Below are 23,433 nucleotides of genomic sequence, written 5' to 3'. Positions count from 1 at the left end.
GTGGGGGTAAGTTATTACTTGTTGCCAAACGAGTGGGCTGCAAAGCTTGCTGGTGAGACACCTTGCGCGGGTGGCGGAATAGGCAGACGCGCTAGCTTGAGGTGCTAGTCCTCGTATTAGAGGGTGGGGGTTCAAGTCCCCCCTCGCGCACAGAGATCATCCCCGGTTCCTATGAACCGGGGATTTTTTTAGCAAATTATCTAATCAGTTAAACTGATTATTTTTGGTGGGCGCCTTTGGTGAATTTTTTTTGCTCGGCCACACCAGTTGCGAGGGTACGGACTAAAGCCTAGGACGGCGGGGGAGCTTTGATTTGCCAGTTCGCTCAGAGACCTGTAAAGTATTTATTCGTTGCCTACGAGAGCTTTTATGGCTTGAGTACACACCTTGCGCGGGTGGCGGAATAGGCAGACGCGCTAGCTTGAGGTGCTAGTCCTCGTATTAGAGGGTGGGGGTTCAAGTCCCCCCTCGCGCACAGAGATCATCCCCGGTTCCTATGAACCGGGGATTTTTTTATATCTCACCCTAAAAGCTTGAGGAGGGCTACCCGACTGTGGGGAACCCTCCTCAATATTTCTACTACCTCCGTGTAATCGCTCTAGCTATTTACTCCGATTTACCGCGACGCGCGGCGTCCGCAGATTCTTGAAGGCCGGAAACGGTACGTAGTGGTGGGGTCTTGAAGAAGAGCGCCAACACAAAGGCCAGTAGGGTAGCAATCAGGCCCACCCAGTAAACAGACAGCGCCGATTGCGTAAAGCCCACCATAAAGGGGCGTGTAAGGCGGCTGTCGGCACCGTTGAGATATGAGGTATCTGACGTGGATGCTGAGTCGTTTTGCTCGCCCTCCTCGCTAGACTGCTCATTGATAGACTCAGCAATCTTGGGCGCCAGCAGATCAACCCAATAAGTTCGTTGCTCTTCATCTGACCAGTCGACGGCAAGCGACCCGTCTCTAATCGTAGCGTGAGCCTGCTCAGCGGCAGTGGTTAAAGCTTGCTCTTCTGCAGACGGGGTAGCTTGTGCAACCTGGTCGTCAACGAAAGTCTGCAGTGACTCAGCAGGGATCGCACCTGCATCTACCTGTGCTTGAGCGGCAGCAAAAACCTGCTGACCTACAGCATCGGTTGCAGCAGTGCGAGCCTGCTGGGTGACCTGATCTAGTTGCTCTTGAACTTCAGTCTGTAGGGGGTCAACTATGGGACGCCATATTTGCTGCATAACCCCCTGATTCTCTGAAGCTTGAGCTACAGAGGGGGTGAGGGCTGCGTCCAGGCCGTTCTTGAGATTATGCTCATTGGACATCGCTGAAGTGATATTTGCCGGCATAGCGGTGAAAAGAATGGACAAAAGCACTGCGGTGCCCATGGTGCCACCCATCTGTCGGAAGAAGGTAGCACCTGATGATGCGACGCCCATATAGGCAGGGGAGACCGAATTCTGGGCGGCAAGAGTGATGGACTGCATCAGCTGACCGAGCCCCAGACCCATGATGAACATGCCTACGATGAGGAACCAGAAGGGGCGGTCAGCCGTGAGGAAGGTCAGATAGAAGTAGGCGCTTGCCATGAGGGCGGTACCTACAATGGGGAAGATACGGTACTGGCCGGTGCGTGCCACTATTTGCCCAGAAACAATCGAAGCAATCATGATTCCGAGTGTCATGGGCAAGGTGGCGAAGCCTGATTCAGTGGGGGTTAGTCCAACGACAATCTGTAGATAGAGAGGAATGGTCATCATGGCACCGAACATGCCAAAACCAACCAGAAAACCGAGGATGGAGGACATGCTGAATGCCCCTGCTCTGAATAGGTTTAGCGGCAAGATGGCGTCCGGCCCCATCTTTGACTCGATGGTAATAAAAGCAGCAAGGCCGACCGCCGAGATTGCAAAGCAGGTAACGGATATAGCGGAGCTCCAGCCCCACTCGCGCCCCTGCTCTGCTACCAGAAGAAGAGGTAGGAGGGCGATGATGATGGCGGTTGAACCCCACCAGTCCACCCGAGGCTTAGTAGAGGGTGCTGCTCGGTGGGGGAGATGCAAGAATTTCCACACCATTGCCAGAGCGATGAAGCCAATCGGTACGTTGATCAGAAAGACCCAGCGCCAGCCGGTGACCCACAGGATTTCTGAAGCTCCTGCAAAGAGGCCGCCGGTCAGCGGGCCCAGCACAGAAGAAACACCAAAGATTGCTAGAAAATAGCCCTGGTATTTTGCGCGTTCACGAGGGGCTAGCATATCGCCCATAATTGCCATAGGGAGTGACATCAGGGCTCCAGCGCCGATACCCTGAAATGCTCTAAAGGCAGCCAGCATAGCCATGGAACTTGAGAAAGCCGAGAGAAACGATCCCACAATAAAGACAGCGATGCCAAAAAGATATAGAGGTCTTCTGCCGAAGAGATCCGATAGCTTTCCGTAGATGGGAGTGGTGATCGTCGATGTAATCATATAAGCGGTAGTGACCCAGGCCTGTTGTTCAAGGCCGTGCAAATCATCGCCAATGGTGCGAATCGCAGTTGAAACAATCGTCTGATCGAGTGAAGACAGGAACATGCCTGCCATCAGGCCCGCAATGACCAACATAATTTGCCGTCGGGTCATCAATGGGGCAGTGAGCGGTATAGAGGTAGCAGTCACGAGAACCTTTGAGATAGGAGTGTTGAGTTTTTTAGAGGGACCTACCAATACTATTTACAGTTCTGCAGAAAAATTCACGTTGGTGGTTTGTTGTTGGTCACGATGGACGCAGTGTGACCTTCAACAAAGGGTCAGGATGTACATATTTGTTTTTGTGGGCTTTATTTGGTTATGGTAGGGAAAACCCAAAGTTAACCACAGGTAAAACAACGGAAACCATCATTTTTTAGTGGCATACTGGAGAAGTACCGAACACAATAATTCGACTACTAAAGTCCCCTTGAAAGGACCATCATGGCTCTCGATAAGAAGCACACCAAGCTCGGCGTAATCGGCGCTGGTGGTGTTGGATCAGCTACAGCGTACGCGGCAACCTTGCGCGGTGCGGCAGACGAAATCGTTATTTACGATATTGCCGGTGATCGCGCTGAAGCTGAAGGGCTGGACATTGCCCACGGCACTATGTTCGCTCATGAAGCTCAGGTTGCCGGTAGCGGTGACGTTGAGATTCTTCGTGACGCTGATCTGATTATCGTCACTGCTGGTGCTCGCCAGAAGCCTGGTCAACCGCGTTTGGAACTAGCAGAAGCCAACGTCAATATCTTCAAGGCTATGCTTCCTCAGGTTATGAAAGTGGCCCCAAATGCCATTCTTATGATTGTTACCAACCCCTGCGATGTGCTTGCAGTAGTTGCCCAAAACATCACTGGTCTGCCCACTGAGCGTTGCTTCGCATCAGGTACCGTCCTTGATTCATCACGCCTGCGCTGGCTCATAGCTAAAAAGGCCGGTGTTTCCATCAAATCAGTTCACGCCAATGTTGTCGGCGAACACGGTGACTCAGAATTCCCGGTGTGGTCAGCAGCTAACATCGGCATGGTTCCTCTCAATGATTGGACCAACGAAGCCGGCGAAAAAGTATTTACCGATGAGGTCAAGGAAGAACTTGCTGAGCAGGCGATGCGAGCGGCCTACAAGGTGATTGAAGGCAAGGGCTCAACCAACTACGCCATCGGTATCTCAGCTACCCGAATCGCAGAGGCTGTCCTCAAGGGTGAAGATGCTGTGCTCAATGTCGCCACCCAGATTAGGGGACGCTACGGCATCGAAGGCGAAGCAGCTCTCTCACTACCTTCAGTCGTCTCGCGAGAAGGCGTCAAGCGCGTCCTTGATGTCCCCATGGACGAAGCCGAAGTAGGGCGCCTGCGTGCATCAGCTGAGGCAATTAATAACTCACTCAAGACGCTGGGTTTCTAAGACAACAGAGATTTCTGGCGATAGAGGTGGAGGTGTAGCTAGCTACACCTCCACCTTTTTTGTACGCGGAAACTCTGAGCTAACGCAAAAGAAGCTGTAAGAATCTAGACAAAATGAACTGTCTTCTGCAGCTTCATTACCCGCCGCCGTAACCAGTACTTTCGGCGGCCGCCGTAAAGAATAACGGACCGTGCTAATTCCCACCGACCGTATTCAGAGTGCTCCAGTAACCTTGCCCGTGCGTCCTTGAGATTTTCGTGAGACTCGACCGTTACGATCATGTACTCAAAGCGTTGCTGGGAGCCAGCAACCTGCTCTTCTGCATAGCCAATGGTGTGTTCCCTCAAAATTAACCTCCCGGGATATTTCGCGGAATAGACTTTTCACGATAACGTCTATTGTATGAGTAATGATCCTCGCGCCGAACTGGCACTTCTGACGTCCGCTCTCGAAGAGCACCTTGCCGCCATCACAAACAGCCGAGGTGAGCAGGATGCCACTATTGAAAATGCATATGTTGCTATCGCTAACGCCTTCGAACGGTATGAAGAGGCCCTATTTGAAACCTTTGAAGAGATAACTCCTCTTGAGGTATTCATTGAAGATGATGATGACGAAGAAGAGTTTGACTACGACTTCGAGGATGAAGACGACCAAGACTTCGAGTCTCAGGATGCAGAAAACTAGACTTGTTAACTGACCTCTCATCTAGCTCTGTGGGCTGTTTGAGGGTCTGGTTCTTCTGTTATTCCCGGCACAGCACCCTTTTGGGTGCTGTGCTTTCCTTTTTTCTCCCGTAGAGTTTTCAAACGTGGAATGGTTACAAGCGATAATCCTGGGTCTAGTCCAGGGTCTAACAGAATTTTTGCCGATCTCTTCATCGGGGCACATCAGAATCGTGGGGCAGTTCCTGCCGCACAACGAAGATCCTGGTGCTGCTTTTACTGCGATTACCCAGCTAGGTACTGAAACTGCGGTACTGGTGTTTTTTTGGAAAGACATCATGCGCATTATCAAGAACTGGTTTGGCTCACTGACCGGTAAGGTCGATAAGAAGGATTCAGATGCTCGTATGGGCTGGTTCATTATTATTGGTTCTTTACCCATCGGTATCCTCGGAGTCCTGCTAGAAGACTACATTGACACTTCCTTCCGTAGCCTATGGATCACTGCCACTATGCTGATTGTCTTTGCGATCATTCTTGGTGTTGCAGACCGTATTGGCAAAGAGCAGCGAGAGCTAAAAGAACTCACCGTTAAGCACGGTATTCTTTTTGGTTTCGCGCAGGCTCTGGCGCTGATTCCAGGTGTCTCCCGCTCAGGCGGCACCATCACCGCTGGCTTATTAATGGGCTACACCCGTGAAGCTGCAGCGCGCTATTCCTTCCTGTTGGCTATCCCGGCAGTCTTTGCCTCTGGCCTCTACAAGCTGGTTGGCAGTATTGGAGATGGCTTCACCGGCTATTACGGTTTTGGCTCGACCATGCTTGCAACGGCAGTTGGTTTCGTTGTTGCCTACTTCATCATTGGTTGGTTCTTGAAATTCGTTTCTAACAACAGCTACAGCCTCTTTGTCTGGTACCGTATTGCGCTCGGTCTAGTGCTTTACATCCTGCTGGGCACCGGCGTCCTCACCGCTTAATCTGGCTCACCTTTTTTACCCGCTCGGAATGATTACCGGGCGGGTATTGTTTTATATAACTGTTTTATAGAGAATCATCGTTAGGAAGTCCATGAGAGCCTGGGATCAGCCCACTATTCCATCATTGCCGGGGGCAGCCCCTCTACCTCATATTTTTGATACAGCTGCCCAACAGCAGGTGGAACTCGAGCGTGAGCAGCAGGCGGGGCTTTATGTCTGCGGTATTACACCGTACGATGCAACTCATATGGGTCATGCTTCAACTTATGTTGCTTTTGACGTGCTCAATAGGGCCTGGCGCGATGCTGGGGTACCCGTAAAGTTTGTGCAGAATGTGACTGATATTGATGACCCTCTGCTTGAGCGCGCTGCAGCGACGGGTGTTGACTGGGCGGAGCTAGCTGAAGAGCAGACTGAACTTTTCCGCACTGATATGGAAGCGCTCAATATCATTGCTCCTGACCATTATGTTAGCGTTGTCGATTCAATTGCGCTGGTGGTAGACGCTGTTGAAAAGCTGATGCAACAGGGCTATGCCTACCGAGTCCCGGGTTTTACCGCTGAGGATGGCACGGTGCACCCGGATGGCGATATTTATTTTGATTTGGAGGCAGCAGCGCAGCTCAATGAGAGACTGGGCTCGGGCTGGACTCTCGGCCATGTTGCGCATATGAGTCATGAAGAGATGCTCACGGTTTTTGGGGAGCGCGGTGGTGACCCTCAGCGCTCCGGAAAGAAAGATGCCTTAGATCCGCTTCTGTGGCGGGTAGCGCGTGACGGTGAGCCCTCCTGGGAAGGGGGAGAGCTGGGTGCTGGGCGTCCTGGCTGGCATATCGAATGTACCGTTATCTCCCAGGAGTTTTTGGGCTCGCCCTTCTCTGTGCAAGGCGGAGGTTCTGACCTCCAGTTCCCTCACCACGATTTAGGGTCCAGCCACGGTTTCGCTCTGACCGGGCGTCCCATGGCACGGCATTATGCCCATACTGGCATGGTGGGCTTAGACGGCGAGAAGATGAGCAAGTCACTAGGTAACCTGGTGTTAGTCTCTAAACTTCTGCAAGAGGGAATCGATCCAGCTGTCCTACGGCTTGCCATTATGGATAACCACTATCGCACCGACTGGTTCTGGACCGAAGATTTACTAGAGAAAGCGCATGGACGCTTTGACACCTATGTTGCAGCTCTGGAACACGCTGACACACAGGAAGATGAAGCAGCTCTTAAGCTTTTGGCATCGGTGCGAGAACTTCTTGCCGATGACCTCAACGTCCCTGCTGCCTTGATCGCTATCGATCAGTGGGCCTTTTCTGTGCTAGAGCACGGTGGTGGCGGTAGCGAGCTGGTTGGTAATCTGCTGATGGCTCGGCTTGGTCTAGCTATATAGGTTTAACTCAAGAAGAGATAGAGACGCCGGTGGTTGAACCACCGGCGTCCCTAACGTTTCACCTAAATTTAGGAGTCATCTCTGCGTTTGAGAAATTTTTCAAACTCAGCTGCAATATCCACATGGTCAAAGGTTGCGAGGTCGTCCTCAGCCTCGGCGGAGCTTTCGAGTTGCTGGACGTAGGAGCGTAGCTCGGGTTCTTCTTCAAGGAGTTCGGTAGCCCCTCGTTCCCAGGCCAAGATGTCTTCAGCCAGTTGATCTACCGGTAGCGAGATCCCCAGCATGCTTTCCAGAGCGCTCATGAGGGTGAAGACCGCCTTAGGATGGGGCGGGTGGCTAATGTAGTGGGGGATTGATACCCAGAGCGATGCGGCGGTTAAGCCCCGCTGCGCTGCCTCGTGAGCGGTGACCCCAATCATCCCGGTAGGTCCGCTGTAGGTTACTTTCTCCACTCCTTCAACGGCGAGAACATCGGGGTTCATACTGGTGATATTGAGCGGAAAGGGGCGAGAGTGGGGGACTTCATCAAGAAGGGCACCGCATTGCAGGATGAGGTCAACGCCCTGCTCTTGGGCGAAGTTGAAGATGTTATCAATAAAACTCTGCCACCTGAGGGAGGGCTCTGGTCCGGTGATAATCAGTAATCGGCGCTCTGGGCTTTTGAGGTTAACTTCTGAAAAGGTGATGGTCGGCCATCTAACCGTCCCGGTTCCATCGCTGAAGGATTCAAACATGGGGCGGGTGTTCAGGTAGCTAAAGTAGTCAGAGGTCTCAAACCCTGAGAGAGGGGAGGCGCCGTAGTGAGATGAAATCAGCCTCAAGGTCTCCGTTGAGGCTTCACCTGCATCATTCCACCCTTCGAAAGCGATGAGAAGTGCAGTTAAGGGCTTATCGTCTGGGATTCCCTGACGGGCGCTCATCTGGGCAAGAATGTCTTGAGGTATTTGCTGGTGTATCACCGTTATATGCTACGCCAAAAATCCACAGCAATCACCCGTAGACTGATGGAGCAAGTAAACGAAACCCTGGGAAGGTAACTCACCAGTGAATCAGCATTCGGGACTGCAGATTGGCTCTTATCGCGGAGCTCCCATTTATCTCAAAGCATCGTGGTTCATATTCATGATTCTTCTTATTGTGGGGTACGGGTCTCATCTCTCCGCCTGGCCCGCTCTTACCGTTGCTGATGGGTTTACGGCTGCAGCGGTGGTGGCAGTAACACTAGCGATGGGTGTCTTTTTGCATGAGCTGGCTCATGCGGTAGTTGGTGCTCAAAGGGGGCTAGAGGTCAGGTCCATCACCTTGACAGTTTGGGGCGGGCAAACCAGCATGAGTACCGGTACGCCCATGACGTCGCTCATGGTGTCTTTAGTGGGGCCACTAGCGAATTTTCTCATGGCCGGAGTCTGTCAGCTCGTGTGGTCTCTCACTGGAACAGCTGATTTTTTGGGTTTTTCAATAGCAGCCCAGGTCAATGTGGCGATTGGAGCCTTCAACCTCATCCCTGCTTATCCGTTGGATGGCGGACACGCACTTGAAGCAGCTGTGGCACACGTTTCAAGAAGCCGCAGCCTAGCCATGCGTGTGACTTCCTACACCGGTATTGCAGTGGCTGCTCTGATGGTTGGAATTGTTGTCTTCCTAGGGGTGTGGAATTCACCGGTGATCGTGGTAGCTACCTTGGCGTTAGCTTATTTCCTCTGGAGTGGCGCTTCTCGGTCCCTTAAAACCCTCTCCCAGGAGAGGAACCCTCATAATCCGTTGACCGCGGTCTCCCTCATGAGACCCGTTCAATACTTTGACTCGGAAGTAAAGATTGGCGAGGTCTTAGCGAGATGGGACGGAAGGTCATACCTGCTGCTGAACGATGGATCTGCAGCCTCGCCGTCGTCTGTTGTAGAACCTATCGTTCTACAATCTGCTCTGAGTCTAGCCAACCAGCCATTGACATCGATAGCTAGCCCCCTTGCTCCTGGTTACATTCCCGGTTCAGCATCATCGGTAGACATCATGGATGCTTATAACGGTTACCGCTACCATCAATTGCCGGCACACTACCGGCAGAATGCTCCCCTGTGGGCGGTTACAGATCGGGGAGCTACGATTGGCGTGATCAGCCATAAAGATATTACCGAGGTGCTTCTTGCCTCTGCGAAGCGCCCACCGCACCCCGCTTAGTTGGGCAATATCCGCTGGTGTGCCTTACATGGTGCAATCTGAGATAATGTAGAAAACGTATTTTTGACGGAAGATAATAACCCTATGACCACCCCTACCGGCAGCATCAACCGCCGAGGCCCCTTCCGCGCTGGTGAGCGCGTACAGATTACTGACGAGCGTGGACGCATCACCACCATCACCCTCACTGAAGGCGGTGCCTATCACTCACACCGCGGTTTCTTTAACCACAGCGAGTTGATCGGCAACGTTGAGGGTACGGTCATCGAGAACTCTGAGGGCATTAAGTTCCAGGCCCTGCGCCCCCTCTACAAGGACTTTGTACTGTCTATGCCTCGCGGCGCCGCTGTCGTTTATCCTAAGGACGCCGGCCAGATTGTAGCGATGGCTGATATCTTCCCTGGGGCCCGCGTTATTGAAGCCGGCGTTGGCTCTGGGGCTCTATCAATCGCTCTGCTTCGTGCGGTTGGTGACTATGGACACCTGCGTTCTTTTGAACGTCGTGAAGAATTTGCCGATATTGCCAGAGGAAACATCGAAACTTTCTTTGGTGGCGAGCACCCCGCATGGTCACTCACGCTGGGGGACTTAGCAGAAGAGCTGGGCTCTGTTGAGCAGCCAGGCTCGGTAGATCGAGCTGTGCTTGATATGCTCGCCCCTTGGGAGTGCTTAGACGCGGTGGCTACAGCGTTAGCACCCGGCGGTGTAGTAATCTGCTACGTTGCTACCGTTACCCAGCTCTCACGTGTGGCTGAAGCCCTGCGAGCTGATGGTCGTTTCACCGAGCCTGAGTCCCACGAGACCATGGTGCGTGGCTGGCATGTAGAAGGTCTTGCAGTTCGCCCCGACCACCGCATGGTGGCCCACACCGGCTTTCTTATTACTTCTCGTCGTCTTGCTGACGGTGCGGAGCGGCTAGCTCCCAAGCGCCGAGCTTCCAAGACTGACTTTTCGGAAGAAGATATGAATGCTTGGACTCCGGCATCACTAGGTGAGCGAAATGTATCGGATCGTAAGTTGCGCCGTGCTGGGCGCGATGCCCAAAATCTAGCGGTGAAAGCTGCTCAGGCAACCGAACAGGCTCAGACGGGCGAACAGTAACGAGAGCTTTGCCCTGTACTCACTGTGAGTGCAGGGCAGTAGGTTTTTACCGGGGTCGTGGAGAAGAGAGAAGGCAGGGGTTTCATGAGCGAGAATAATGAGCAGCGAAATGTATCGCAGCAGGACTATGACCGGATGCTACGACAGCTTAATATCGCTAATGATAATCGCCGCAACATGGACCGTCAGCTACGGGTTGCGGGGGAGCGCAACCAAAAGCTGGTGAATGCTCTGACGAAAACCAAAAACGAGATGGAGCATTTGCGCCTAGCTCTCTCCCAGGATGTTGCACCCCCGCTGAACTCTGCCCTGGTGATATCGGTGCAGGATGGCGCCATAACGTATCAGGATTTAGCGGAAGGTAAGACCCCGGCTGAAGTTGAGGAGCACCTTGACGTACTGCTGGGAGGACGATTGGTGCGTATCACGGCCTCTCCACTCCTTTCACTGTCTAAGGTCAAGCCGGGGATGACCGTCCTGCTCAATGAGAACACCCAGGCGGTGCTCTCTCTAGGCTTTGAAGGTTATGGGGATGTTGTTACGATCCGGGAGGTGCTCGATACAGAGCACGTTGTGGTCGATATGCCTAATCAGCTGAAAGCCGTAGCTCGTATTTCAGGTGCTCTGGACGCCGATACCCTGACGACGGGGGATTCGGTGACTTATGACAGCAGGCTGCAAATGGTTACCTCCCTGGTTCCATCTACTGATGCTCAGGAGCTAGTTCTTGAAGAAGTCCCCGATATCACTTATTCAAATATTGGTGGTCTTAGTTCTCAGATTGCTCTGATGAGGGACGCGGTCGAGCTTCCCTTCTTGCACCCTGAAGTCTACCGAGAGCACGAACTGACTCCTCCCAAAGGCATTTTGCTGTATGGCCCGCCCGGCAACGGTAAGACCTTGATCGCCAAAGCAGTGGCCAACTCGTTAGCTACACGCGCTGCTGAACTTTCCGGAAAGAGTAAGAAGACTGGCTACTTCCTGAATATCAAGGGCCCAGAACTTTTAGATAAGTATGTAGGGGAGACCGAGCGGCAGATTCGCGATATCTTCTCAGCAGCGCGCGAAAAAGCTCAAGCAGGCAACCCGGTGGTAGTCTTCTTCGATGAGATGGAATCCCTCTTCAGGACCCGTGGCACCGGCCGGTCCTCTGATGTTGAGACAACAATCGTCCCACAGCTTTTAGCGGAGATTGACGGTGTCGAGTCCCTAGACAACGTGATTGTCATTGGCGCGACCAACCGCGAAGATATGATTGACCCCGCAGTCCTTCGCCCGGGCCGCCTTGATGTGAAGATCCGCATCAACCGCCCTGATCGAAAGGGCGCTACCGAAATTTTTGCTCTCTATCTCACCGAGGGTCTCCCCATCAATGATGAAGAAGTAACACGTGCCGGTTCCAAGCAGGCTGCGATCGAGACCATGATTGAAACGGTTGTTGAGGCACTCTTTTCTGCTGATCCTAAGAACCGTTATATTCGCGTTAACCTTGAAAATGGGGTGAGCCGTTGGCTGACCCGCGGTGATTTCCTCTCGGGCGCTGTCGTGCGAAATATCGTAGATCACGCCAAGAAGCAAGCGATTAAGTCGTTCCTAGCCGGCAGGGCCAAAGGAATTACCACTCAGCACCTATTGGAGGCTGCCCGTGTTGAGTTTGAAGACCAGGTTGAGGTTCCTCAGATTTCTGAAATTGAAGATGTTCTCTCCACTCTCAACGTTCGTCAACGAGTCATTAACGTTGCGCCGGCTAAAGCTGTGAGCGAGGTTTAGTAATGGGTGTTTCACGCATTATGGGAGCCGAAACTGAATACGGGGTTTTTGCACCCCAGAAACCAAGCGCTAACCCCACGGTTCTTTCAGCTTTCGTTGTTAACACTTACGACACTCTCTTTAAACAAGAGCTAGCTGCCCAGGTTGAAGCCCAGTGGGAGTATTCTTCAGAGACTCCCTTGGACGATGCCCGCGGCTTTAGCGTGGCACGTCAGGACGCCCACCGGAGCCAACTCACTCACGAATCTAAGGTGCTCACCAGCGAGGACATCGCGGCTGAGGCTCTGAGTCAGGCCGGTCACTTCGCCGAACGCATTGACTGGGATGCTGTCACTATGAACTCCATTTTGCCCAACGGTGCACGCTTTTATGTGGATCATGCCCACCCTGAGTACTCCTCTCCCGAGACCAGTAACCCTCGGGACTGTGTCCTGTGGGACGCTGCGGGAGATTATATTGCGGCGCGAACCGTGGCTACGATTGAAGGCGTAGCGGCCACCGAGCAGTCGGCTATGCCAGTGGTTAACCTTTATAAAAACAACACCGATGGTAAGGGCCAGTCCTACGGTTCGCACGAAAACTACCTCCTGCCCAGAGATATAGACTTTGAGGCTCTAACTCAGGCTCTCTTACCCTTCTTCGCCACTCGTCAAATCATGACTGGGGCCGGCCGGGTGGGCATCGGCCCAGCTGGTGAAAAAGCCGGGTTCCAGATTTCCCAGCGGGCGGACTTCTTTGAACGAACCGTTGGTTTAGAAACAACCATTCGCCGCCCCATGGTTAACACGCGCGATGAACCGCACGCATCCAGCGAAAAGTATCGGCGACTTCACGTGATTTCTGGGGACGCTAATTTGGCGCACTATTCTAATCTGCTGAAGTTTGGAACGATGTCGCTGGTACTCAATCTCATTGAAGCGGGGGCAGCGCCCGTTATTATCCTGGCTGACCCGGTTTCAGCTATGCATACGGTTAGCCATGACCTCACCCTAAGAGCCACACTGCCCCTAGCTGATGGGGGAGAGACGACTGCGCTGAATATTCAACGCAGTTACCTACAGGCTGCTCGAGCCCTGGAAGAAACCCCAGATACTGCTACGGCCGAAGTGTTGGATCTGTGGGAAAACATTCTGGACGCGCTCGAACATGATCCCCTATCACTGGCTGGCACCCTCGACTGGGTGGCCAAGTATTCACTGATGCTGGGCTACATAAAGCAAGGCCTGGAGTGGAGTGACCCCAAACTTGCAGCCATTGATCTGCAGTATTCAGATGTCCGACCCGGAAAGGGTCTCTACCATAAGCTGGTCGCTCTGGGGCGGCTGAGCACCATCTTTGACGAGTCACAGATTGCTGAGGCCGCTGCCAACCCACCGCGTGATACCCGCGCTTTTTTGCGCGGCAAACTGATCACTACCTGGCCGGACGAGGTGGTGGGCGCGAACTGGGATACGCTTTCAGTACGTAACCCTCTTTCGGTGGACCTGCACCGCTTACAGATGGGCGAACCTCTTGGCTTCAATGCTGAGGTGGTAGAACCTCATCTCGGCTTAGAGCATGCTGACCAGTTATTTGAAATCCTCAACGGCTAAAATTTATAACCAATACCATCCAGAGTAAGAACTTATAAGGAGATTCCACCGTGGAACGTCAGCAACAGCAAGCTCAACAGCAGATGAGCTCCAGCGCACCCCTTGAGCAGAGTCAGCTTCAAATTTCTCACCAGACCGCAGAGGTTAATCAGAACCTAGTGTCAGAAGTCGATGACATTCTGGCTGAAATTGACGGTCTTCTGGAAGAAAATGCTGAAGACTTCGTCAAGGGATTCGTTCAAAAGGGCGGCGAATAAAATACTGCCCTCATCGAAGAGGACGTAAAGAAGGGCGATGATGGAACGTAGAATTTTTGGTGTTGAAACCGAATTTGGGATTAGATATATCCCACGCGGGCTAGGGCCTCTTGCACCGGAGGAGGCGGCCCGTAAGCTCTTCAAACCTGTGGTTGATAGTTGGCGCTCCACGAATATCTTTCTGCCCAATGGCGGTCGTCTCTATCTTGATGTTGGCTCTCACCCTGAATATGCAACGGCCGAAACCGCTACCCTGCGTGATTTACTCGCTCACGATAAAGCTGGTGAATACCTCTTCAACGATTTGGTGAACCAGGCTCAGGATAACCTCGAAGCTGAAGGCTTCGACGGGCGGATTTTCCTTTTCAAGAACAACGTGGATTCAGCGGGTAACTCCTTTGGGTCGCATGAAAATTACATGCTTGAACGAAAAGTGGAATTTAGCAGACTGGTACGCTCGCTCATCCCTTTTCTGATTACACGTCAGATTATGGTCGGGGCGGGCAAAACTCACCCTTCCGGCCCGCCAGAGTGGTCCGGTCGTCCGCTGGGACCTCAGAATGAACCTAGTTTTTCTTTTTCTCAGCGTGCCGACCATATCTGGGAAGGCTCCTCAACGGCGACAACGCGTGCCCGCCCCCTGATTAATACCCGTGATGAACCGCATGCTGACGCCTCACTCTACCGCCGTCTGCACGTGATTAACGGCGATTCGAATATGTCTCAGGCAACCACTATGCTCAAGGTCGGTGCTACTGATCTTGTGCTGCGGATGCTTGAAGACTATTACCCCTTAGCTGACTTTGAAATCAGAGATGCTGCAACAGCTCTGCGGGTTATCTCGCACGATTTGACCGGTAGCGCCCGTTTTAGTCTTGCCGATGGTAGCGAGCGAAGCGCTGTAGAGATGCAACGTCATTACCATGCTGCGGCCTGTCAGTACGTTGAAGCTAAAGGCCCGCACCACGAGGATGTGCCTTATATCCTAGATCTGTGGGATCGAGCTTTGACAGCCATTGAGACCGGGGATAGCAGCGGTATCGATACAGAAATTGATTGGGCCATTAAGAAAAAGCTTCTGGATGCCTATATCAGCCGAGGCGCTAGCGGGTATGATGACCCCAAAATCCAGCAACTCGACCTTGCCTATCACGATATTGACCCTGACCGGGGGATTTATAATGTGCTGAATCGCAAGGGTCTCATTAAAACAGTGATATCGGAGTCTGAAATTGATCGGGCAGCGATTGAGCCACCGGCGACTCGGGCTCGTATTAGGGGTAGTTTTATCAGCGCAGCCCGCGCGGCTGGTGAGCCTTTCACCGTAGACTGGGTACATCTTAAGCTGAATAGTCGGCCCCAGCTCAGCGTGATGTGTAAAGACCCCTTTGCCGTGGAAAACGCAGAGGTAGCTTCCCTCATCGAAGAATTACAGCAAAAGAAATCTACAGTTTGGGCTCCTCCCTTTATCTAGAAGAGGGCCTCATAGCCGGCACCCAGCTTCCTCAGCTATGATAAACGGGGAGAAGTCCTGCGTCCGACGGGCGCTTCAACAATGAAAGAGATGTACGTGAAAAAGAAAACGACATATATCGCTACTGGTAGCGCTGTCCTTGCCCTGCTACTCAGTGCTTGCGGTGGCGGCTCAGGCGATAAGCTTGAAGACGTTGATTACTCCCTCAACGGGGCAACCGCTCAACCCTCAGCTTCCTTCGCGACTCCCTTCGCGGCATCCGGTACCGAAGCCCGCATTGTTGAAGAGGGCACTGGCGATGAGATTGTAGATGGAGATACCATCCTCGTTGATGCAACCGTATTCAACGGTGCAGACGGTAGCTCTGTTGGTACTACTTATGCTGACGCTCCCATGGTCATTCCGGTCACTGATCAGCTCAAAGAAGCTGCACCGGAACTCTACGAAATACTCGCTGGGGCAAAAGTAGGAACTACTTTCTCCTACACCACCAATATTGATCAGGCGTCTACCTCAACAGCCGAGGCAACACCTACCGTATCTCCAGGAACCGCAACCAACGTTGAGGTTTACACCGTCACCAGCAAGCTCCTGAAATCAGCAGAGGGCGTGGAGAACGAAAAGAAGTCTTCAGCTCTGGAAGAATTTAGCGTAGGTGATGATGGTGCACCTACCCTCAAGCTGGCGGAGGACCGTGGCGATGCGCCCACCGAGCTCTACACCGAGGATCTTATTACCGGTGAAGGCGCCGTCCTTGGTGAGAACGACACCGTTTACGCTAACTATGTAGGTGTCACCTGGTCAGACGGTGCTGTTTTTGATGAAAACTTCAGCACTCAGCCTCTTAGCTTCTCCCTCAACGGAGTTATTGAAGGCTGGAAGGAAGGCCTGAAGGGTAAGACCGTGGGCTCCCGAGTCCTGCTTCAGATTCCCAGCGAGCTAGCCTACGGTGAGGACGCTGCGGACTCAGGTGCTCCCGAAGGTGCTCTGGTGTTCGTGGTAGATATCCTTGGTTCATCACAGGCTCGTACCGCGGAGGCTACCTCATCAGCACCTGCCGAGTCCAGTGATAACCCTGAAAGTACGCAGTCACCTGAGGCAACTGCCTCAGCTTCGGAATAGAAATACCTAAGGAGTTTATATGTCATTTGGACAGCGAAACCTTGATCGCAGTAAGCCCGAAATCGACTTCCCTGAGGGTGGAGTTCCCCATGAGCTAGTGATTATCGATGAAATTGAGGGCGCGGGTGAGACCGTAGAACGCGGATCCACGGTATCTGCACACTATGTTGGGGTAGCTTTCTCCACTGGTGAAGAATTCGATTCATCATGGAACCGCGGTGAACCTCTCCGTTTCCAGGTGGGTGTTGGAATGGTTATCCAGGGCTGGGATGAGGGTCTGTTAGGTATGAAGGTTGGTGGGCGACGTCGTCTGGAGATTCCTTCGGAGATGGCTTACGGCTCACGTGGCGCTGGTGCAGCTATTGGCCCCGATGAAGCTCTCATCTTCGTGGTTGACCTAGTTGATGTCAGCAAGTAATTAGAATGCTCAGCGTGTTTAGTCCCCGGTTCTTATGAACCGGGGACTATTTTAATGAGTAATGACTTCTAAAGCAGTTGAACGCGCTATTACGCTTCTTGATGTGCTGGTATCAGCCCCGCATGGTCTTGACCGTAACCAAATTCGCCACCGTGTACCTCAATACTCACAAGCTTCCAGTGAAGCAGCTTTTGAGCGTATGTTCGAAAGAGATAAGGATGTGTTGCGGTCGGTGGGGCTTGACCTTATCTCTCACCGTGTTCAACATTCGGAAGTAGGCTTTACCTATCGTGTTGAGACCGGTGACCGCCCCTCCCTAACGCTGGGACCAATTGATGTCTTACTGCTATCCCATCTCAGCACGGCTTGGCAGGGCACGAGCCTTGAGCGCTACGCTTCATCAGCGATGCTTAAAGTGGGAGCTAATGCCGGGCTTAAGATAGGCGAACTACTGAGAGATACCCCTCGGTTCTCTGACGAAATTGGTCTCGTTGAATGCCTTGAAGCGACCGCTGAAGAAAAGGGTCTGAGCTTCCTGTACGGCACCTCTGCTCTGGTGCGCAAAATATCCTGCTGGGGTTTGGGCCTTAGATTTGGGCACTGGTACGTTTACGGCTGGGATAGAGACCGTAGAGCAGAACGTATCTTTCGGCTAGATCGTATGTCCGGCACCAAAATCCTTGCTGCCAGTAGCTTTCCCGCACCCCCAGATTTTTCGATGCAAGAGGCATTGAGCCGTATCGGTTTTGCTGAGCTTCCGCTCGTGGCATCTCTGCCGCTCAAACATATTCATTCTTCGGAAGCCTGCACGGAGCTACCCTCTTACTCACCGCTAGAATCTGCTGAGCACGCTGTTCTCAACGGTGCAACTCATGAGCTCACTGAACAGCAGCTAGCTTCGGTTAATGTTGATCGGAGTCAGCAGAGCCTTGTGATCGAAGCTGAAAGAAACCTGCGTACTGCTCTTGACCAAGCACCTGAAGAAACACTAGGTGCGCTGCCCCACGGTTTAGTGTGGAAGCCCGTCAGCGCGCAGCGCGAGCGCGAAACAGCCTCTCAACAACTCACACGAACTTTTATCATGCTCTCGCTCATCAGTTCCCGCGGTGGCATGGCGCTCTCCGATCTTTCTGATTACTTTGATCTGCCTCCGTCTAAAATACGGTCCAACTTGGAGGCTGTTGCTGCAAGCGTTACCTTCGGAGCCCTATTCGTCACCATTGATAGCGATGACTGGGTAACGGTCGATGGAAAAGTAGAAATGACCGGCGGGGCGCCACTAACAGCGGTAGAGACCGCAACACTTTTACTGGCCATTAACCTCAACCATAGTTCTGAGCAACAGCTAATGCTTGACAGTTTAGCCATCAAGCTCAGTGAGAGCTCTGTACAAACACAGCACTATTGTCACCGGTTTTCTGTGTACTCAAATGACACGGTGGGCGTGTTTCAGGAGGCAATAGCTTCAAAGGTTCCCTTGGAACTTACCTATAGTTCTTATCACGGGGTCAGTCAGAGAACGGTTGAGCCTCTCTCCTTAGTTAATAGAGACGGCCCTCGCTACCTTCGTGCTTGGTGCCGTTCAGCACAGGACATACGTCATTTCAGGCTAGACCGCATCGGTGCTGTGCACGTACTCACTGATGATGCTTTCCAGTCTGAGCCTGTTGATGATACCGACTCCAGCCTTCACAGCTGGCGTCACCAGCTGGTCAATCAGCCTCATCGTGAAGCAACTTTGGTCGTCCCAGCTCATTTGACGGCCACTTCACGCGCCAAAACTCAGTGGATTCTCGAGCAGTATGCCTCTCATATAGCCCAGCAGGCTGGAAACCACTTTTATAAGCTGCCGCTAGTAAATGAGATCTGGCTATTTGAGCTCATCATCTCTCTAGGGGGCTGTGCTCAATTGCTTCAGCCATGCGACGTACGGCGGCGCTTTCAGCTGAGATTGGCTGGCAGAGAAGAAGACAGCTGAGCGTAAATTAACTAAAGGAACCGTGATAAGCCCGGTTCTAAGCAAGTCCACAGCCCAATATGTTCATGGCATCTCCATAACCGGATATATAATTGGTCGTATGCCTTGGTGGTTTTGGATAGTTTTATGGAGCGTGCTCGTGTTGAGCTCGCTATCCTTTCTAGCCTGGCTGCTGTGGCGCGTCCTGCGTAAGGGGTTAGCTACTTTCAAAGCTGCTGAAGAATGGGAGAATCTCATTAGTTCACAGTTAGGCGACACCGCTGTGTCAACCGCTGTCAGAGGCCCGCAACCTGTGGCACTTTTTCAACCGGTGTCTGTTACAGCCCGCGAATTTACTCAAGGCGCACACCAACGAACGCTTGACCGTGCCAAGAGGCGTATTAAGCGCCGCGATCAGCTAGGTCAGCCCCAACTCATCGGAGATTTACTCAGTAAATCTCAGAAAGGTGACGAACGTGCTCGGTAACCTCGGCCCCGTCCATCTGCTCATTCTCCTCATCATTATTATTCTTCTTTTCGGTGCACCTAAGCTTCCCGGTATGGCCCGTAGCCTGGGGCAGTCCATGCGTATCTTCAAATCTGAGGTTGATGGCCTCAAGAATGATGGCAAGAAAAATACTTCATCAACTACCACCAACGATGGCGTGGTTTCAGGTGAAGTTATTAATAATCCTTCATCCACTGACCAGAACACCGGGTCACACCGCGCCGAATAAACAGCCTCGGCGCTCCATTTCAAGCGTTCGGATTTCCTGAACCCGTGCTCCTTTGTCTAGGAGCACGGGGTTCTGGGGTTCTAGGTACACCGCTCATAAAAGGTAGGCATGGCTAAACCAAACAGTCGAAAGAACAACCCCCAAGCAACCATGGCTTTGGGCGAACACTTTCGTGAATTTCGCAACCGGCTCATCAAAGCTGCCCTTGCAACTCTTCTGTGTGCCATCGCAGGTTTTTTCCTCTATGACCCTTTCATTCAGGCCATTAGTGAACCTTTCACCGCAATCAATGAACAAGCGGGCCGTAACGCTACTCTCAACTATGCTTCTGTAGCTTCCCCCTTTGACCTGTTGGTTAGAATTTCACTCTATATAGGTCTTGTGTTGGCCTGCCCAGTATGGCTGTATCAGCTGTGGGCATTCATCACTCCCGCTTTGTATAAGAGAGAAAAAATATACGCACTCAGCTTTGTGTTCAGCGCGGTCCCGATGTTTTTCTTCGGTATCTGGCTAGCCTGGGTTTGTCTGCCTACAGCTATTAGCACCCTACTGATGTTCAACCCAGAGGGCACTGATAATATCGTTGCAGCTGATGTCTATATTGGCTTCGTCGTCAAATTCATGCTGGTCTTCGGCATAGCTTTTGTGCTCCCTGTCCTTCTCGTAGGCCTTAACTTCATGGGTCTTTTGAGCGGTAAGACCATCAAGAAATCGTGGCGCTGGGTCATTGTACTCGTGGCCTTCCTCGCTGCGATGGCTGCTCCGGGCACAGATATTATGACCATGTTCTACCTCATGGCTCCTCTGCTCATTTTCTTCTTTGTTGCTGTTCTGATCTGCCTTTGGAACGACAAACGTCGAGCCAAAAAGCAAGCAAAACTTGCTGGTGGGCTCAGCCCGGACGAGCTGGACCAAGCTACCAGTTTTGAGGACCTTCAGCATATGGGCAATACCAACCGCTTATAAAGCGCTGCCATGTACTCCAGTACCATTCGGTGCTGGGGTTTACTTTGTTCGCGGTGAGGAGGAAACAGCGGGAGAGAGGGCATCTGACGACTAGGATGGATGTATGGCAAGTTACGCTGAACAATATTTTGAAGCAAGAAAACGCAATGAGTATTCAAAGACTGAACTCTCAGTTTTTGAGAAGACCCTCGATTTTTCGATAGACCCGTTCCAGCGTGATGCCTGCTCGTCAGTTGAACAGGGCAGAGGAGTTCTTGTAGCGGCTCCAACTGGCGCTGGCAAAACAATCGTTGGTGAATTTGCCATACATCTCGCTTTGAAACAAGGTAGAAAAGCTTTCTACACCACCCCCATCAAGGCTCTCAGTAACCAGAAATACAACGATTTAGTCGAGGTGTACGGCAGCGAATATATCGGGCTGCTGACGGGGGACACTTCCATCAATTCTGAGGCTCCCATTGTCGTCATGACAACTGAAGTGCTTCGCAACATGATTTATGCTGAGTCAACCACCTTGAATAATCTTGGCTACGTTGTCATGGACGAGGTCCACTACCTGGCTGACCGTTCCCGTGGTGCTGTGTGGGAAGAAATCATCATCCACCTTCCTGAACATATTTCAGTAATTGCTCTTTCCGCGACTATTTCTAATGCCGAAGAGTTTGGTGCTTGGCTCGATACAGTGCGCGGGAAAACTGACATTATTGTTTCTGAACATCGCCCTGTTCCCCTGTGGCAGCACGTGATGGTGGGCAAGTCTCTACTCGATCTCTTTGACGGTGATACAACCGTTCAGGACGCCGCAGAATCTTCCGAGATGCCGGAAGTAAACCCTGAGCTACTAAGGATTGGGCGTGGGCGACCTTCCCGAGCCCGTCAGGAAAAGTCCTTCTCCCGCATGGGGCGGGGCAAGCAACGTCGTACCCAGGAATACCAGAGTGGTCGCGAGCGCGACAGCGGCTTCTCTGCCCCATCGAGAGGCTCTAGAGTGAGCCGGCCGGAGATGATTGCTACCCTGGATAAGAACGGTCTTCTACCCGGAATTTGCTTTATTTTTTCCAGGGTAGGGTGCGACGCTGCGGTAACCCAGTGTATTGATGCAGATGTGCGGCTTACTACCGATGCTGAAGCGCAGACTATCCGCGCCTATGTGGCTGAGGCGACGGCGTCCTTAGATATCAAGGACTTAGCGGTACTGGGGTTTTATGAGTGGCGTGAGGGGTTAACTCGGGGTATTGCTGCTCATCATGCGGGCCTTTTGCCAGTTTTTAAAGAGGTAGTCGAAACCCTGTTTTCTGAAGGTCTGGTACGTATGGTTTTCGCTACCGAAACCCTTGCATTGGGTATCAATATGCCAGCTCGTTCAGTGGTACTGGAAAAACTGACTAAATTCAATGGCGATACCCACGTCGATATAACCCCCGGTGAGTACACTCAACTGACTGGCCGAGCGGGGCGCCGGGGAATCGATATTGAAGGTCACGCTGTGGTGATGTGGCGGCCCGGACTAGAGCCTCAACAGGTTGCAGGTTTAGCGTCCAAGCGAACCTATCCACTGAATTCTTCTTTCAAACCTACCTATAATATGAGTGCAAATTTGCTGGCTCAATTTGGTGCTGAGCGTACCAAAAAAATTCTAGAGTCGTCCTTTGCCCAGTTCCAGGCTGATAAATCTGTAGTGGGAATTGCGCAACGGGTTAGAAAGAATGAGCGTGCTTTAGCCGGTTTCGAGGAGGCAATGACCTGCCACCTGGGTGATTTTACAGAGTACGCGAGGATCCGTAGGGACCTGAAAGACCTAGAAAAAAAGCTTGACAAGGGTCGCAATAGGTTGCGGCAGTCCCAGGCGCGTGCTTCGCTGCTTGATCTGATGCCCGGAGATATCATCGATATACCTCACGGGCGCAACAGCGGCCCGGCAGTGGTGCTGGCACGAGCTGAGTCTTTTGACGATCCTAAGCCGTCCATCCTTACGATGGACGCTCATTTACGCAGGCTTGATGCTCGTGACCTTGAAGGCCCCCTTCTGCCCATCTCAAAAATCAAGGTCTCTAAAAAGTTCACTGGGAAGACAGCTAAAGATCGTAGGGATATGGCGTCGCGAATGCGGGAGGCCTTGTACCAGGGGTTGCCTGCTCGCGAGAAATCTCAAAAGCGATACTTTACTGAGCGAGAAGATGGTGAGACAGTCCGGCTTGAAAACCTGAGAAAACAGCTGAGGCAGCACCCTTGTCATGGCTGTTCAGACCGTGAGCATCATGCCAGGTGGGCTGAACGCTGGTATAAATTATCGCGTGATACCGACGGTCTGCGTCAGCAGATTGAGCGTCGGACCAACACCATTTCTCAAATTTTTGAGCGAATCACGGCTCTTCTTACGGCCTATAACTATGTTGAGGTAACTGAGCAGGGGAGCCGCCAACTTACTCAGCAGGGGAGTACCTTGCGCCGTATCTATGGCGACAAGGATTTGTTGACCGCCCTTTGCCTGGCAGATGGTTTTTTGGATGAATTGGATCCCGCAGCAACGGCTGCCGCTATTTCGGTCATGGTCTTTGAGGCTAAGAGGGATGAGCAGAACATTCTTCGGAAGTATCCCACCAGAGAGTTGGAGCCTGCGTTGATGAAAGTGGTGAAGCACTGGAGCAAGCTGACCGATGCTGAGAAACTTCACCGACTGCCTCAGACTACTACACCTGACTTTGGCATGGTGTGGCCGATCTATAAGTGGGCTCGTGGGCAGTCACTAGCTTCGGCTATTGATGGTACAGACCTGGCCGCAGGTGATTTTGTCCGGTGGACTAAACAGGTCATTGACTCACTAGACCAGATAGCGCACGTATCAACGGCTGAACCCCAACTTCGCACACAGTGTGAAGCAGCCATCAATCTCTTACGACGCGGCGTTATCGCAGACCAGATTTAAACGTTTCCACAT

General features: G+C 52.3%; 20 protein-coding genes and 2 tRNA genes. 19 read left to right on the top strand and 3 right to left on the bottom strand.

The window, feature by feature from the left end; all coding sequences use genetic code 11:
• Nucleotides 1-64 precede the first annotated feature (64 nt).
• Both ABD982_RS05395 and ABD982_RS05390 read left to right on the top strand, forming a co-directional pair.
• A tRNA-Leu gene (locus ABD982_RS05395) sits at nucleotides 65-150 on the top strand.
• Between the two features lie 239 nt (nucleotides 151-389).
• Nucleotides 390-475, top strand: a tRNA-Leu gene (locus tag ABD982_RS05390).
• Between the two features lie 131 nt (nucleotides 476-606).
• Here ABD982_RS05390 and ABD982_RS05385 read toward each other — a convergent pair.
• Entirely contained in the window at nucleotides 607-2,604 is a 1,998-nt protein-coding gene (locus ABD982_RS05385) for an MDR family MFS transporter (RefSeq protein ID WP_425570029.1), read from the bottom strand.
• A gap of 330 nt (nucleotides 2,605-2,934) precedes the next feature.
• Here ABD982_RS05385 and ABD982_RS05380 point away from each other — a divergent pair, with 330 nt between their 5' ends.
• On the top strand, nucleotides 2,935-3,897 hold the full coding sequence (locus ABD982_RS05380) for an L-lactate dehydrogenase (RefSeq protein WP_345445356.1): 963 nt from the start codon (nucleotides 2,935-2,937) through the stop codon (nucleotides 3,895-3,897).
• Nucleotides 3,898-4,001: 104 nt separating this feature from the next.
• Here ABD982_RS05380 and ABD982_RS05375 read toward each other — a convergent pair whose 3' ends face one another.
• Nucleotides 4,002-4,244, bottom strand: a complete 243-nt coding sequence (locus ABD982_RS05375) for a DUF5703 family protein (protein WP_425570015.1) — start codon at nucleotides 4,242-4,244, stop codon at nucleotides 4,002-4,004.
• A 55-nt stretch (nucleotides 4,245-4,299) separates the two neighbouring features.
• Here ABD982_RS05375 and ABD982_RS05370 point away from each other — a divergent pair, with 55 nt between their 5' ends.
• The 3 genes from ABD982_RS05370 to mshC all read left to right on the top strand — a co-directional run bounded on the left by ABD982_RS05370 (nucleotide 4,300) and on the right by mshC (nucleotide 6,923).
• Nucleotides 4,300-4,584, top strand: a complete 285-nt coding sequence (locus ABD982_RS05370; protein ID WP_345445354.1) for a hypothetical protein — start codon at nucleotides 4,300-4,302, stop codon at nucleotides 4,582-4,584.
• A gap of 124 nt (nucleotides 4,585-4,708) precedes the next feature.
• Nucleotides 4,709-5,539: an undecaprenyl-diphosphate phosphatase gene (locus ABD982_RS05365; RefSeq protein ID WP_345445352.1), complete on the top strand. Its 831-nt coding sequence runs from the start codon at nucleotides 4,709-4,711 to the stop codon at nucleotides 5,537-5,539.
• Nucleotides 5,540-5,630: 91 nt separating this feature from the next.
• Nucleotides 5,631-6,923 carry a cysteine--1-D-myo-inosityl 2-amino-2-deoxy-alpha-D-glucopyranoside ligase gene (gene mshC, locus ABD982_RS05360; RefSeq protein WP_345445350.1) on the top strand — a complete coding sequence of 431 codons (1,293 nt, stop codon included), beginning with the start codon at nucleotides 5,631-5,633 and terminating at the stop codon, nucleotides 6,921-6,923.
• 68 nt (nucleotides 6,924-6,991) lie between these two features.
• Here the strand turns inward: mshC and ABD982_RS05355 are convergent, their stop codons facing one another.
• Nucleotides 6,992-7,882, bottom strand: a complete 891-nt coding sequence (locus tag ABD982_RS05355; RefSeq protein WP_345445348.1) for a PAC2 family protein — start codon at nucleotides 7,880-7,882, stop codon at nucleotides 6,992-6,994.
• 85 nt (nucleotides 7,883-7,967) lie between these two features.
• On the opposite strand from ABD982_RS05355, the gene ABD982_RS05350 reads away from it, so the two are divergent.
• From ABD982_RS05350 to ABD982_RS05290, 13 genes are all read left to right on the top strand, one after another.
• Nucleotides 7,968-9,101: a site-2 protease family protein gene (locus tag ABD982_RS05350; RefSeq protein WP_345445346.1), complete on the top strand. Its 1,134-nt coding sequence runs from the start codon at nucleotides 7,968-7,970 to the stop codon at nucleotides 9,099-9,101.
• Nucleotides 9,102-9,185: 84 nt separating this feature from the next.
• The gene (locus ABD982_RS05345) at nucleotides 9,186-10,202 is read left to right on the top strand and encodes a tRNA (adenine-N1)-methyltransferase (protein WP_251380065.1); all 1,017 of its coding nucleotides are present in this window, start codon (nucleotides 9,186-9,188) and stop codon (nucleotides 10,200-10,202) included.
• 84 nt (nucleotides 10,203-10,286) lie between these two features.
• Complete coding sequence (arc, locus tag ABD982_RS05340; RefSeq protein ID WP_345445344.1) at nucleotides 10,287-11,972, top strand: proteasome ATPase; 1,686 nt, start codon at nucleotides 10,287-10,289, stop codon at nucleotides 11,970-11,972.
• A gap of 2 nt (nucleotides 11,973-11,974) precedes the next feature.
• Nucleotides 11,975-13,564 carry a depupylase/deamidase Dop gene (dop, locus tag ABD982_RS05335; protein ID WP_345445342.1) on the top strand — a complete coding sequence of 530 codons (1,590 nt, stop codon included), beginning with the start codon at nucleotides 11,975-11,977 and terminating at the stop codon, nucleotides 13,562-13,564.
• Nucleotides 13,565-13,614: 50 nt separating this feature from the next.
• Nucleotides 13,615-13,821, top strand: a complete 207-nt coding sequence (locus ABD982_RS05330) for a ubiquitin-like protein Pup (protein WP_251380068.1) — start codon at nucleotides 13,615-13,617, stop codon at nucleotides 13,819-13,821.
• A gap of 40 nt (nucleotides 13,822-13,861) precedes the next feature.
• Nucleotides 13,862-15,295, top strand: coding sequence for a Pup--protein ligase (pafA, locus tag ABD982_RS05325; RefSeq protein WP_345445782.1), 1,434 nt, complete (start codon nucleotides 13,862-13,864; stop codon nucleotides 15,293-15,295).
• A gap of 90 nt (nucleotides 15,296-15,385) precedes the next feature.
• Nucleotides 15,386-16,417: an FKBP-type peptidyl-prolyl cis-trans isomerase gene (locus ABD982_RS05320; RefSeq protein ID WP_425570014.1), complete on the top strand. Its 1,032-nt coding sequence runs from the start codon at nucleotides 15,386-15,388 to the stop codon at nucleotides 16,415-16,417.
• 19 nt (nucleotides 16,418-16,436) lie between these two features.
• The gene (locus tag ABD982_RS05315) at nucleotides 16,437-16,835 is read left to right on the top strand and encodes an FKBP-type peptidyl-prolyl cis-trans isomerase (protein ID WP_251380071.1); all 399 of its coding nucleotides are present in this window, start codon (nucleotides 16,437-16,439) and stop codon (nucleotides 16,833-16,835) included.
• Nucleotides 16,836-16,896: 61 nt separating this feature from the next.
• Nucleotides 16,897-18,813 carry a helix-turn-helix transcriptional regulator gene (locus tag ABD982_RS05310; RefSeq protein ID WP_345445339.1) on the top strand — a complete coding sequence of 639 codons (1,917 nt, stop codon included), beginning with the start codon at nucleotides 16,897-16,899 and terminating at the stop codon, nucleotides 18,811-18,813.
• Between the two features lie 139 nt (nucleotides 18,814-18,952).
• Complete coding sequence (locus tag ABD982_RS05305; protein ID WP_251380073.1) at nucleotides 18,953-19,279, top strand: hypothetical protein; 327 nt, start codon at nucleotides 18,953-18,955, stop codon at nucleotides 19,277-19,279.
• Complete coding sequence (gene tatA / locus ABD982_RS05300; protein WP_345445335.1) at nucleotides 19,269-19,529, top strand: Sec-independent protein translocase subunit TatA; 261 nt, start codon at nucleotides 19,269-19,271, stop codon at nucleotides 19,527-19,529. The genes ABD982_RS05305 and tatA overlap by 11 nt, the downstream gene beginning before the upstream one ends.
• Before the next feature lie 108 nt (nucleotides 19,530-19,637).
• Nucleotides 19,638-20,495 (top strand): twin-arginine translocase subunit TatC, encoded by an 858-nt coding sequence (tatC, locus tag ABD982_RS05295; protein WP_345445334.1) that lies wholly within the window; start codon nucleotides 19,638-19,640, stop codon nucleotides 20,493-20,495.
• Nucleotides 20,496-20,598: 103 nt separating this feature from the next.
• On the top strand, nucleotides 20,599-23,421 hold the full coding sequence (locus ABD982_RS05290) for a DEAD/DEAH box helicase (protein ID WP_345445333.1): 2,823 nt from the start codon (nucleotides 20,599-20,601) through the stop codon (nucleotides 23,419-23,421).
• Nucleotides 23,422-23,433 lie beyond the last annotated feature (12 nt).

It is taken from the genome of Rothia endophytica, assembly GCF_039543885.1.
Taxonomy (GTDB): domain Bacteria; phylum Actinomycetota; class Actinomycetes; order Actinomycetales; family Micrococcaceae; genus Rothia; species Rothia endophytica.
This window is presented reverse-complemented; position numbering and strand designations above follow the sequence as displayed.

What these genes read in the sequence shown, in the direction of transcription:
- ABD982_RS05290 (WP_345445333.1), top strand. Translation starts at nt 20,599, where the DNA reads ATGGCAAGTTACGCTGAACAATATTTTGAAGCAAGAAAACGCAATGAG.
- pafA (WP_345445782.1), top strand. Translation starts at nt 13,862, where the DNA reads ATGGAACGTAGAATTTTTGGTGTTGAAACCGAATTTGGGATTAGATAT.
- ABD982_RS05320 (WP_425570014.1), top strand. Translation starts at nt 15,386, where the DNA reads ATGTACGTGAAAAAGAAAACGACATATATCGCTACTGGTAGCGCTGTC.
- ABD982_RS05345 (WP_251380065.1), top strand. Translation starts at nt 9,186, where the DNA reads ATGACCACCCCTACCGGCAGCATCAACCGCCGAGGCCCCTTCCGCGCT.
- ABD982_RS05315 (WP_251380071.1), top strand. Translation starts at nt 16,437, where the DNA reads ATGTCATTTGGACAGCGAAACCTTGATCGCAGTAAGCCCGAAATCGAC.
- dop (WP_345445342.1), top strand. Translation starts at nt 11,975, where the DNA reads ATGGGTGTTTCACGCATTATGGGAGCCGAAACTGAATACGGGGTTTTT.
- tatC (WP_345445334.1), top strand. Translation starts at nt 19,638, where the DNA reads ATGGCTAAACCAAACAGTCGAAAGAACAACCCCCAAGCAACCATGGCT.
- mshC (WP_345445350.1), top strand. Translation starts at nt 5,631, where the DNA reads ATGAGAGCCTGGGATCAGCCCACTATTCCATCATTGCCGGGGGCAGCC.
- ABD982_RS05370 (WP_345445354.1), top strand. Translation starts at nt 4,300, where the DNA reads ATGAGTAATGATCCTCGCGCCGAACTGGCACTTCTGACGTCCGCTCTC.
- ABD982_RS05385 (WP_425570029.1), bottom strand. Translation starts at nt 2,604, where the DNA reads ATGACCCGACGGCAAATTATGTTGGTCATTGCGGGCCTGATGGCAGGC.
- arc (WP_345445344.1), top strand. Translation starts at nt 10,287, where the DNA reads ATGAGCGAGAATAATGAGCAGCGAAATGTATCGCAGCAGGACTATGAC.
- ABD982_RS05310 (WP_345445339.1), top strand. Translation starts at nt 16,897, where the DNA reads ATGACTTCTAAAGCAGTTGAACGCGCTATTACGCTTCTTGATGTGCTG.
- ABD982_RS05380 (WP_345445356.1), top strand. Translation starts at nt 2,935, where the DNA reads ATGGCTCTCGATAAGAAGCACACCAAGCTCGGCGTAATCGGCGCTGGT.